The 11645-nt window shown below is 44.2% G+C and carries 8 protein-coding genes and 1 tRNA gene; 5 read left to right on the forward strand and 4 right to left on the reverse strand.

Annotated elements, in window-relative coordinates; all coding sequences use genetic code 11:
• Positions 1-103: 103 nt before the first annotated feature.
• Positions 104-2071: a cation:proton antiporter domain-containing protein gene (locus AV939_RS05130; protein WP_138118088.1), complete on the forward strand. Its 1968-nt coding sequence runs from the start codon at positions 104-106 to the stop codon at positions 2069-2071.
• A gap of 94 nt (positions 2072-2165) precedes the next feature.
• Here AV939_RS05130 and AV939_RS05135 read toward each other — a convergent pair whose 3' ends face one another.
• A complete protein-coding gene (locus AV939_RS05135) occupies positions 2166-2399 on the reverse strand; it encodes a hypothetical protein (RefSeq protein WP_057793414.1) in 234 nt (77 codons plus the stop codon).
• A gap of 390 nt (positions 2400-2789) precedes the next feature.
• Between AV939_RS05135 and tadA the strand changes: the two genes are divergently transcribed.
• Positions 2790-3332, forward strand: coding sequence for a tRNA adenosine(34) deaminase TadA (tadA, locus tag AV939_RS05140; RefSeq protein ID WP_057793412.1), 543 nt, complete (start codon positions 2790-2792; stop codon positions 3330-3332).
• Between the two features lie 283 nt (positions 3333-3615).
• Here the strand turns inward: tadA and mltF are convergent, their stop codons facing one another.
• Positions 3616-4983 carry a membrane-bound lytic murein transglycosylase MltF gene (mltF, locus tag AV939_RS05145; RefSeq protein ID WP_057793410.1) on the reverse strand — a complete coding sequence of 456 codons (1368 nt, stop codon included), beginning with the start codon at positions 4981-4983 and terminating at the stop codon, positions 3616-3618.
• Positions 4984-5159: 176 nt separating this feature from the next.
• Here mltF and purL point away from each other — a divergent pair, with 176 nt between their 5' ends.
• Both purL and AV939_RS20250 read left to right on the forward strand, forming a co-directional pair.
• Positions 5160-9059: a phosphoribosylformylglycinamidine synthase gene (purL, locus tag AV939_RS05150; protein ID WP_061093576.1), complete on the forward strand. Its 3900-nt coding sequence runs from the start codon at positions 5160-5162 to the stop codon at positions 9057-9059.
• A gap of 235 nt (positions 9060-9294) precedes the next feature.
• Positions 9295-9435 carry a hypothetical protein gene (locus tag AV939_RS20250; protein ID WP_013785166.1) on the forward strand — a complete coding sequence of 47 codons (141 nt, stop codon included), beginning with the start codon at positions 9295-9297 and terminating at the stop codon, positions 9433-9435.
• A 91-nt stretch (positions 9436-9526) separates the two neighbouring features.
• Here the strand turns inward: AV939_RS20250 and smrA are convergent, their stop codons facing one another.
• Positions 9527-10117, reverse strand: a complete 591-nt coding sequence (smrA, locus tag AV939_RS05155; protein ID WP_057793406.1) for a DNA endonuclease SmrA — start codon at positions 10115-10117, stop codon at positions 9527-9529.
• A 305-nt stretch (positions 10118-10422) separates the two neighbouring features.
• On the opposite strand from smrA, the gene AV939_RS05160 reads away from it, so the two are divergent.
• Positions 10423-11499 (forward strand): transporter substrate-binding domain-containing protein, encoded by a 1077-nt coding sequence (locus AV939_RS05160; protein WP_057793404.1) that lies wholly within the window; start codon positions 10423-10425, stop codon positions 11497-11499.
• A gap of 41 nt (positions 11500-11540) precedes the next feature.
• On the opposite strand, the gene AV939_RS05165 is transcribed toward AV939_RS05160, so the two are convergent.
• A tRNA-Arg gene (locus tag AV939_RS05165) sits at positions 11541-11615 on the reverse strand.
• Positions 11616-11645 lie beyond the last annotated feature (30 nt).

The following is an 11645-nucleotide window of genomic DNA, read 5'->3' on the forward strand; positions in this document are numbered from 1 at the left end:
CTGCTGTAATACTTTGATGTTCAGTCGTATTTTAATTTAGATGTGCGTAAGTTTAATCAGCGCGGAACATTAAAGCCTCAAATTAACGGTAGGGAGATGTGAAGTGAGTGCCGGTTTTTTGAACGTTATCGCGTTAATGTTTATTGCCGTTTGTAGCGTGGCTATTTTTAAGCGCATCCATTTACCGCCAATTTTAGCGTATTTATTTGCAGGTATATTAGCGGGCCCACAGCTCTTTGCGCTTTTCGCTCACCCTCAAGAAATGCATTTGCTGGCTGAAACTGGCATCGTTTTTTTGCTCTTCTCACTAGGGCTGGAATTTTCCCTACCAAAGCTAGTGGCCATGCGCTCATTAGTATTTGGCGTTGGGGTTGGTCAAATGCTGCTGACCACCGCTGTATTTACCAGCATTCCTTATTTATTCGGGTTACCTATCAGTGCTTCCATTATTATTGGTGGGGCGCTGGCTCTTAGCTCTACCGCTATAGTCATCAAACAAGCAACTGAAATGGGTATTCTCAATAACAGAAGAACTCAGCTGGCTGTTAGTATTCTGCTATTTCAAGACCTTGCCGTGGTTCCATTCCTTATTGCTATTCCCTTGCTTGCTCAAAGCGGCGAGGTGAGCATTGCGTTTGCCTTAGGTGAAGCCTTGTTAAAAGGTATATTTGTCATCGCGTTTTTAATGTCGGTAGGCAAGTGGGTGTTGCCTTGGGTCTTTAGAGAAATAGCCAAAACCCGCACCGATGAGCTCTTTGTTCTTACCACAATTTTAATCGCGCTATTGGCTGGCGGCCTAACCTATTACTTTGGGTTATCGATGGCGCTAGGGGCTTTCCTTGCGGGAATGATGCTAGGGGAGAGCCAATACAAATACCAACTTGAAGCCGATATTCGCCCCTTTCGCGATATTTTAATGGGATTGTTTTTCGTTACCGTTGGCATGCAGCTCGATATAAATGTGCTGTGGAGTAACTTCTTTACCATTGTTCTTGGCGTTGTTGGGCTGATGATTATCAAAATTCTTATGGTAAGAATGGCCGCTGCGTTTGTGAAAACTAATCCTCTGGATGCATGGTCGGCGGGTATTAAGTTATGTCAGATTGGCGAGTTTAGTTTCGTTATTGCTGCATTGGCGACCACTTATGGTGTGCTTACCACTGGGCAATCTTCTCTCATTGTGAGCATGGGGGTATTGAGCATGGCGCTAACGCCTTGGTTAATGAACAACAGTTTGGTATTTGCAAAGCGTATTGTGGCCAATAAGAGTGAAGACAATGCGCACAATACGTTAATAGTGGATAACGATTTAACCAACCATGTTGTGATTTGTGGCTTTGGCAGGGTGGGGCAATCGGTAGCTCGCATGCTGAAGATGGAAGGCATTGCATTTATAGCGATTGATATGGACCCGGTTCGTGTGCATGAAAGTAGGAACGCTGGTGAGCCAGTGCTGTTTGGCGATGCCAGTCAAAAAGACATTCTTAGTAGCGCCAATGTTGAAAAAGCAAAGCTTATCTTAGTCACCTTTGACCAACCTGATAAAGCAAAACAAGTTATTAGTGGCACCCATCAAATAGATAACACCGCAGATGTTATGGTGCGAACTAAGCGAGACTATCAGTTAGATGGTTTATATTCTGCGGGGGCAAATCAAGTCGTACCCGAGTTGCAAGAAGGTAGTTTGATGCTTATTTCTCAAGTACTGCATTACGCCGGTGTGCCCATGTCTCGAATCTTAAAGCGTGTTCGCGCGGAACGAAAAGGGCGATACGATCACTTGCATGGATTTTACCCAGGGGAAACCACAGAAATAAGCTATGGCACTGAGGATAAACTTGAATTTATTCATGCTGTAGTGCTGTCAGAGCATGCTGCATGTATGGGAAGTAAAATTAAAGATATCGACTTTGCCAGAATGCGGGTGAATGTGCGTGGATTAAGAAGAAATGGTACTGAAGTAAAAGACCCCGATCATGAAGCTGTGCTACAGCCCCATGATGTGCTCGTTATTGCCGGAAAACCTCGGCGCGTAGAACGCGCTGAGAGGAAATTACTGGAAGGCAGTTAGCCGCTCGTAAAATGCTTAAGACCGCTCTTGATGATTTACAGCAAGTGAAAGCATTCAGAAACAATCACTTAGAAAAAGTGTTTAACAAAAAAGCTTATGCAACTTTATCTTTTTCTAAGTCCGCAAACTGCTTTTTCAGATCGTATTTTTCATCGGTAACAATTTTTTCAAGTACAGAAACCCGTTCCTTGAGTGAAGCAATTTCAGATTGATAAGCTTCCGCTGCTTTATCTGACGCCTTATTTGATTTTTTAGTTTTTGATGAGCCTGTGATACTCACAATGGCCCAAGCGATAATCGCAACAATAAAAATAGCGGTCAGATTCATGGTACTTTCCCTTCAGTTTGTTTTAAATTGTTCTGCATTCAGTGTAGGTGAAAAATAATTTTCTTTCCTACAAACCAAGCTTACAAAGCGACTACGCTAAACATACTTTTTTCGTTACTATAGCGCTTATGAATACGCTTGTTGGGAAAAAAGTGTAAATAAATACGTAACTATGCATTAAAGCTTTTTGCCTACTTCATATAGAATAAGCGAATGGACATGCAGGTATTTACGTTAGCGCTCTGTAATTCGTAAGTATATCTATACCAAAGATAGCAAGATGACTGCCATTGTTGTAAATTCACTATGAATCAAAGGTTTATAGTAATTTATATTTATTGAATTATGCTGGTGAAAATCTAATTCACGAAAAATTAGTTAAATTAACGAATGAATGACGAAATTAACAATTCTAAACGCATGGTAAAGCATACAAAGTGGATGCAGCACGCCCTCAGCCTAGCGGATAAAGCAGAAGCAATGGGAGAGGTGCCGGTAGGTGCCTGTGTTGTACATAATGGTGAGTTGATTGGTGAAGGGTGGAATACGCCTATCACAGATAGCGATCCTTCCGCTCACGCGGAAATGAATGCAGTTAGAATGGCGGCAAAGCACTTACAAAACTACCGTACTACCGATGCCACGCTTTATGTCACGTTAGAGCCATGTTCGATGTGTGCAGGAATGTTGGTTCATGCCAGAATTAAGCGTGTGGTATTTGGTGCCAGCGATGCTAAGACAGGGGCAGCAGGGTCAGTGATGAACATTTTGCAGCATCCATCACTTAATCATCAGGTTGATGTGATACCCGGGGTGTTGGCCGACGACTGTGCTAATAAAATATCAGCATTTTTTAAACGTCGTCGGGCACAAATAAAGCTAGATAAAAAAGCCAAACAAGCGGCGCTTAAGCATTGCGGGTCAACTGAGTAAACAACTCACTGGTAACAAACAGCTTGCGGCGTTGTAGTACTTTTTGATGCGTTCTCTTTAACATCACTCTACGTCTATTATTATTTTTCAATTTTATTCCTTTCCTAAATAATTTGTTTCTTTTCATTTTACCCTCCTTGTTAATACAAATTGGGAAATTGAATAAGGCATATTTTCATTTCATAGTTTCTGCATTTATGCCTTAGCTAACCCACAGGCTAGTTACATTCAATGATACTGATCTTAGATGACATCATAATGACAAAATTCAATATGGCGCCAGCTAAATTCTTCCTTGTTCGTCTAGCCAAAGTAAACTGTCGTAATATCGACGAATATTATCAACATACTGAAGCGCTTCGTCGCCCCGAGCGTACCCATAACGCGTTGTTCTGTAGTACTTCTTTTGCCTTAGCTGTGGAAGCCGTTGTTTAACGTCTACCCATAAATCAGGGTTGCCCCCCTGACGCTCTGTAAGAATTCGGGCATCTTCTAAATGCCCTAGGCCGAGGTTATACGCCGCCATCGCCATCCAGGTTCTATCAGGATCCCCAATTCGTGCAGGAATCCTTCCTAATAAGCTGGCGAAGTAGCGAGAACCTCCGCGAATGCTTTGTTCTGCGTCGGTACGATCTTCTACATCCCAATCATTGGCCGTGTCCATGGTCAGCATCATTAAACCGCGAACGCCCGTGCGAGAAATTGCATCAGGATCCCAGTGACTTTCTTGGTAACTCATTGCGGCTAACAAGCGCCAATCCAAATCTCCAGCATATTGCTGAAACATACTTTTGTAGTCTTTTAATAGCGATTCGGCGGATTGATTAAATGCTCTACTATCAACGTAGTCAAATTGCCTAATGTGACCAAAATACTTTTCTTCTAAAACGGTAAACCAACCTGATTGATGTACGGTACCAAAGTATTCAATAATGGCGGCTTTAATTGAATCATCTAATTCAGGGTTTAGCGCCCATGCCATCGGCATTTCTTCTCGTACGGTCAATCCGACAGCCAAATTGGGGTGACGTCTTCGTTGCAGCGCAAGGCGATTGCTATCAGCAAGGGTATAGGCGATATCGCCGGTAGCGACTTTTTGCAGCAATTCCTCAGCATCAGAATCTTCCGTAGTGACTAACAGCGACTCACTCGTGTTGTTTAATACTGCAAGTAGCTGCGCCTGACTGCTCCCTGACACCGTTACGACAGGTTCTGCAAGGCTATTGAGTTCTCGAGGCCTTGTAGTGCCCGCGCGGTAAACCAAGTGTTGAGCAACAGTTTGATATGCAGGACCATATGTGAAGCGCATCAGTAAGGTATCGGTAACCGCGTCACCTGTGGCGACAATATCTAGGTTGCCTTCAGCAAGTTGCTCTAGCATCGCGTCGTAACTGTAGAAAGGATATAAGTCGAGCGTTACCCCGACATAATCTGAAAAGCCGGCAAGTAATTCATATTCAAAACCTTGCGGACCTTCGGCGCCATTATAATAAGTCGCCGCGCCATAAAGCGTGCCTACCTTTATTGAACCGCGCTCAATCAATGACAACAAAGCGTTCGGAACGGTGGGTGAACCACAACTTGTAGCGAAAAAGCATAATGCGATAAAAAAAGATGTTTTTAATCGCTTTTTGTATTGTTGTAACGGCATATACCTTTTCTTATTGTTGTAAATTGGGTCTTGGGAAAAAAAACTGCAACATAGCCTATGTTGAAGGTTACCAATAGAGTATAAATCCTCTATAATCCGCGCCGAAATATTCATCAATTACAGAGGCAACGCGTCCCATTGATGGTCGTTGTTTCTGAACAACCAGGTAAAGCAATATGTTGGTCCTTCGAGGCGCTCCCGCACTATCAGAGTTTCACCAAACTAAACTGATTGCAAAGCTGGGTCAATCCGGCATTAAGGTGAAAAACCTATATAGCGAATATATTCACCTTATCGATTCAGAAGGTGAACTCTCGCAGCAGCAATTAGAAATACTTAAAAAGCTGCTTACCTACGGGCCTGCCCGACAAACCCAAACGCCAACTGGCAATCTCTTCGTGGTAACACCCCGACCAGGTACCATCTCTCCTTGGTCTACCAAAGCAACTGATATCGCAAACAATTGTAGTCTGAACACGATTAATCGTATAGAGCGAGGCTGTGCTTTTTATATAGAAGCAGAACAACCGCTCAGCGATGCTGACTATAGTCTTGTTGCTGCCCACTTGCATGATCGCATGACTGAAACTGTTTTTCCTAATACCGCAGCGGCAGAAGTATTGTTTGCACATACCAAGGCGAAAACCTTTACATCAGTAGCGATACTCGAAGATGGCAAGCAAGCGCTTGTGGATGCCAATATTCAACTTGGTTTAGCACTGGCTGATGATGAAATAGAGTATTTATTCGAAAGCTTTACGCGTTTGGCGCGTAATCCTACCGACGTAGAGCTTTACATGTTTGCACAAGCGAACTCTGAACATTGCCGCCATAAGATTTTCAACGCCAGTTGGACAATCGACGGTCAAGAGCAAGAAAAATCCTTGTTCAAAATGATCAAGAACACATTTGAAGTGTTACCCGATCATGTTTATTCGGCCTATAAAGACAACGCTGCTGTTATGTCTGGATGGGAAGCAGGGCGTTTCTTCCCGAACCCACAAACGCATCAATATGAATACCATCATGAGAATATCGATATTCTGATGAAGGTAGAAACCCATAACCACCCAACCGCTATTTCACCTTTCCCAGGTGCGGCAACAGGCTCAGGTGGTGAAATTCGTGATGAAGGTGCTACCGGACGTGGTTCTAAGCCAAAAGCAGGTTTGGGTGGTTTTAGTGTGTCTAACTTACGTATTCCAGGATTAGAACAGCCGTGGGAAAAAGACTACGGTAAACCACAACGTATCGTGAGCGCGTTAGATATTATGCTAGATGGCCCACTAGGTGGCGCTGCATTTAACAATGAATTTGGTCGTCCGAATTTGCTTGGTTATTTCCGTACCTACGAGCAAGAAGTGAATAGCTTTAATGGCGTTGAAGTACGTGGTTACCACAAGCCTATTATGCTTGCTGGTGGCTTAGGTAATATTCGCCGTGAACATATTGAAAAAGGCGAAATTACTGTAGGTGCCAAACTTATCGTGCTTGGCGGCCCAGCCATGAATATCGGTCTTGGTGGGGGCGCAGCCTCTTCCATGGCATCGGGTCAGTCAAATGAAGATTTAGACTTTGCTTCGGTACAGCGTGAAAACCCAGAAATGGAGCGTCGTTGCCAAGAAGTTATTGATGCGTGCTGGCAGTTAGGTGATAACAATCCTATCCAGTTTATTCACGATGTGGGCGCGGGTGGTTTATCAAACGCGCTGCCTGAATTAGTTAACGATGGCGGACGTGGCGGTAAGTTTGAACTGCGTAATGTATTGTCTGACGAACCAGGTATGACACCACTAGAATTATGGTGTAACGAATCACAAGAACGTTACGTGATGTCAGTAGCACCAGAAAACATGCCGGTGTTTGAGGCGATTTGCGCCCGTGAACGCGCACCTTACGCTGTAGTAGGGGAAGCCACTGCTGAACAAGAATTGAATGTAAACGACAGCCAATTCGATAACCAGCCTATAGACATGCCCCTAGATGTGTTGCTTGGCAAACCGCCTAAAATGCATCGCGATGTGACAAGTAAACCATTAGAAACCACTAGCTTTAATGAAAGCGACATTACATTGGCCGATGCGGCAACACGTATATTGTCGCTACCTACTGTGGCGGAAAAAACTTTCCTTATTACTATTGGCGATCGCTCGGTAACAGGCTTGGTTAACCGAGACCAAATGGTTGGCCCTTGGCAAGTACCTGTAGCCGATGTGGCGGTTACCGCCACTGCTTTTGATACTTACCACGGTGAAGCCATGGCGATGGGTGAAAGAACCCCCGTTGCCTTGTTATCTCATGGTGCGTCAGCGCGTTTAGCCGTAGGTGAAGCGTTAACCAATATTGCCGCAGCGAACATTGGCGATTTAACCCGTATTAAGCTTTCAGCAAACTGGATGGCAGCGGCAGGTCACCCTGGTGAAGACGCTGGGTTGTATGAAGCGGTAAAGGCCGTGGGTGAAGAGCTTTGTCCTGAATTGGGATTAACCATTCCGGTAGGCAAAGACTCAATGTCGATGAAAACTGCATGGCAAGAGGAAGGCGAAGATAAAGCGGTAACATCACCGTTATCATTAGTGATTTCTGCTTTCGGTGCAGTAAAAGATATTCGTAAAACGGTCACACCAGAGCTTCGCACCGATAAGGGTGACAGCCAACTATTACTCATCGATTTAGGTGAAGGTAAGAACCGCCTTGGCGCGAGTTGTCTTTCACAAGTTTACGAGCAACTAGGTGATGCACCTGCAGATGTGGTTTGTGCGCAACGTTTGAAAGCCTTCTTCAATGCGGTACAAACGCTAATAGAGAAACAATTGGTAGTGGCTTACCACGACCGTTCTGATGGTGGACTATTCACCACGGTAGCTGAAATGGCCTTTGCCGGTAAAACCGGTGTAAGTGTTGCGCTAGACGGCATTTCAGGTTCAGAAGCGAGTTCAGACCTATCTGTGTTGTTTAACGAAGAGCTTGGTGGCGTACTTCAAGTGTTAGACAAAGACATAGAGAAGGTTAATGCGGTACTCGCGTCTTTCGATTTAACGGATGTTAGTCATTACATCGGTACGTTAAATACCTCTGATACTATCGAGTTTACCCGTGACAATGTGGCCGTGCTGAACGATAGTCGCGTAGCCATGCGAACTACGTGGGCACAAACCACCTTGGCGATGCAAAAGCTTCGCGATAACCCTGTATGTGCTGAACAAGAACATGCCGCTAAGCAAGATGCCGCCGATCCTGGCCTACATGCTGCGCTTACGTACGACGTAAATGAAGATATTGCTGCGCCATATATCGCGAAAGGTGTGCAGCCTAAAGTCGCCATTTTGCGTGAACAAGGCGTAAACTCGCACCTTGAAATGGCTGCTGCATTTAACCGCGCTGGTTTTAACGCTGTTGATGTACACATGAGCGATATCTTAGCCGGTAAAGTCACTCTTGATGACTTCGCCGGTTTAGCTGCTTGTGGTGGTTTTTCTTACGGTGATGTACTTGGAGCCGGTGAAGGGTGGGCGAAATCAATCTTGTTCAACGAGCTTGCACGGGATCAATTCGCTGCCTTCTTCGACCGTAACAGTACCTTTAGTCTAGGGGTTTGTAACGGCTGCCAAATGCTGTCTAACTTGAAGTCACTTATTCCTGGTACTGAACATTGGCCGCACTTTGTTGCTAACCAATCGGCACGTTTCGAAGCCCGTGTAGCCATGGTAGAAGTGACTAAATCTGCCTCTGTGTTGTTGCAAGACATGGCCGGTTCGCGCATGCCAATTGCTGTATCACACGGTGAAGGGCAAGCAGAGTTTGCAAGCGACAGCGCGCTTTCGTCTGTAGCATCGCAAGTGGCACTTCGTTATGTTGATAACTACGGCCAACCTACTATGCAATACCCAGCCAACCCGAATGGTTCGCCTGAAGGTATCACTGGGCTAACCTCTAGTGATGGACGAAGCACCATAATGATGCCGCACCCTGAGCGCGTGTTCAGAGCGGTGGCAAACTCATGGCGTCCAGACGATTGGCAAGAAGATGGTGCGTGGATGCGTATCTTTAGAAATGCCCGTCGTTTTGTAGGATAAAAACGCGCTTAAGCTTAGTAGAGGTAAGATGTTCTTATCTCTACTTTTTACTTAAATGAGCGTAAAGCGTGTCAATAGATTGGCAAAGTGTCAAAAAATTGTACTGAGGGCTTGTCTTCGATAAGTCACTGATCTATTGTAGTGCAATGCAGGGATTGCAGACAGGTTACAGGAGTTTGTTTTAAGGGTTGTACCAACAAAAAATATTGTTGGTGTTGATAACAAGAGACGACGAATGAATCGTTCATCAAAAGGGTTTGGCTTAACCGGAGTAGCCATAGCGGTTGTGCTGATGTTTGTTACTGCTGTTTTCAGCAGTTCAGCTAAATCTGCCGACGTTACTTCAACGCTAGTTGTGCAGTCTTCAGTTAAGTAGTCTGAAAGTGAAATTCTAACGCCAGTATCTGTCGTCAGATACTGGCGTTAATCACTCAGCTTTACCAATTCATTTTATAAATCTTGCGTTATTAGCCTTTCCTATTTTTCTCTCTGTTGATCAATTTCTGATCTGGGTGTTTCTTCAATAACACATATGTAGCTGCAAATCCGCCGTGCACAGGCTGCGCCGTGTGGTAAGCAATGACCTCTTCTAATTCAAGCAACCAGTGATTAACGAAACTTTTCTTATAAGCAGGAAAAGGTTTACTCTCTTCACCCTTGCCGTGCTTAATCAATAATGCCCTCACACCGCGTTTGTGTGAGTCGGTTATCGCTTTGTATAGTGCATCTCTACTTTGCTCAATCGTCATACCGCTTAGAGAAAGGGTTTCTTCTAATGGATATTTACCCATGCGTAATTTTTTAAACACACCATCTTGAATACCTGGTTGTTGGAATAAAATGAAATCGTCAGGCTTTACAGGTGTTACCCCATCTAGACTTAGCGGGCTTTTCAGCTTTTCCCTTTCACTGCGTTGACTTGCAGCTCGCCTCTTTTTTTCAGCTATCGCACTCTCTGTATCATGCAATAACGCTTTATTTGAAGGCTTAATGGGTTTTACATCTTGCATCTCAGCAAAGAACGAATGTAAATCATCATTTTTTTCAAAATCAGTCATAGTTTTCTCCCACACTCAGCGAAGCTTTTTTTTCATGCATGTATTCGCTACGCCAATACTACTTTTCAACGTTGACCTAAATAAGCACTGTTTTACTAAGAATCAATATGGGGCTGTTTGTTGAATATTCTACTCTCGTATACCATGGGTTTATCCTAAAAGTAGCATCATTTAAAAAGCCGAAGTCGAGATGGTTTTTTAATTATTGACGACTGAATCTTATACGTAGCTAATTTGACGATGGCTTACTATTAATGAAAGTGGCGTAAATACAGTTTAAATGTAAACAAATCACAGGGACAAGCATGAAAAAAATGCGTCGAATAATCACTATCTTAGTGTTTTGCTTAAGTGTCACCATGCCAAGTATTGCGCAAACCAATGATAATGAAATAAAACAGGTTATTGCTACGAAGGTCGCACCGCCGTTTGTCATCAAAAACGAAGATGGTTCTTTTGAAGGTATAAGTATTGCGCTTTGGGAGCGAATTGCAGAATTAACGGCTACCGATTATGCGTTGACCGAAGCGTCTTTGGTTGAGTTGGTGGCGGGAGTAGAAAACGGTCGTTTTGATGCGTCTGTTGCTGCGCTTACCGTCAATGCGCAACGAGAATCGGTCATTGATTTTACGCACCCTTTTTATACTACGGGATTAGCTATCGCCGTGCCTAGCGAAGGAAATCGGTGGATGTCAGCCGTTAAAGGTTTTTTCAGCTGGGAATTTTTAGTTGCACTATCAGCTTTGTGCGGGTTGCTACTGGCGGTAGGGGCTTTATTGTGGCTGTTTGAAAGAAAGCGCAACGCCGAGATGTTTGGCGGCTCAACGCAACAAGGTCTTGGCGCCAGCTTTTGGTGGGCGGCGGTGACAATGACCACAGTAGGGTATGGCGATAAGGCCCCTGTTACCTTTGGGGGGAGGGTAATCGGCTTCATTTGGATGTTCGCAGCCATCATTTTAATCAGTAGCTTTACCGCAGCCATTGCTACAAGCCTTACCGTAAGTCAGCTATCTTCAAGTGTTAAAGGGCTTGAGGACTTACCTAATGTGCGGGTCGGCACCTTGGCTAACTCTGCAAGTAGCGCATTTTTACAAAAAGAAAATATCGGATTTAAGCGGCTTGAAAGCGTTGAAGAAGGTTTGTCGCAATTGGCATCAGGTAAGCTAGATGCATTAGTTTACGATAAGCCCATTTTACAGTACTTAACTAAAAACAACTTTGGTGACAGTATTCTTATTTTACCCGAAGTCATTGAGCGTCAGGATTATGCTATTGCACTACCAGAAAACAGTGCACAAAGAGAAAAATTTAATACCGCGTTACTCAGAGTAATAGAGACGGACGAGTGGCAAGAGATATTGGATAATTATCTTGGGAAATAGCACCAAATAGGAATACATTCCGTGATTGCGGTTAAGCGTAGTGGCGTCCCCAGCTGGAATCGAACCAACATCTAAGCCTTAGGAGGGCCTTGTTTTATCCATTAAACTATGGGGACCTAACGTAGTGAGATCTTATTATACGTAGT

The sequence above is a fragment of the Alteromonas sp. Mac1 genome, from assembly GCF_001562125.1.
GTDB classification, from domain to species: domain Bacteria; phylum Pseudomonadota; class Gammaproteobacteria; order Enterobacterales; family Alteromonadaceae; genus Alteromonas; species Alteromonas stellipolaris.

Coding starts and splice junctions, on each gene's coding strand:
- AV939_RS05135 (WP_057793414.1), bottom strand. CDS start 2,399: ATGAATCTGACCGCTATTTTTATTGTTGCGATTATCGCTTGGGCCATT.
- tadA (WP_057793412.1), top strand. CDS start 2,790: ATGAATGACGAAATTAACAATTCTAAACGCATGGTAAAGCATACAAAG.
- mltF (WP_057793410.1), bottom strand. CDS start 4,983: ATGCCGTTACAACAATACAAAAAGCGATTAAAAACATCTTTTTTTATC.
- purL (WP_061093576.1), top strand. CDS start 5,160: ATGTTGGTCCTTCGAGGCGCTCCCGCACTATCAGAGTTTCACCAAACT.
- AV939_RS20250 (WP_013785166.1), top strand. CDS start 9,295: ATGAATCGTTCATCAAAAGGGTTTGGCTTAACCGGAGTAGCCATAGCG.
- smrA (WP_057793406.1), bottom strand. CDS start 10,117: ATGACTGATTTTGAAAAAAATGATGATTTACATTCGTTCTTTGCTGAG.
- AV939_RS05160 (WP_057793404.1), top strand. CDS start 10,423: ATGAAAAAAATGCGTCGAATAATCACTATCTTAGTGTTTTGCTTAAGT.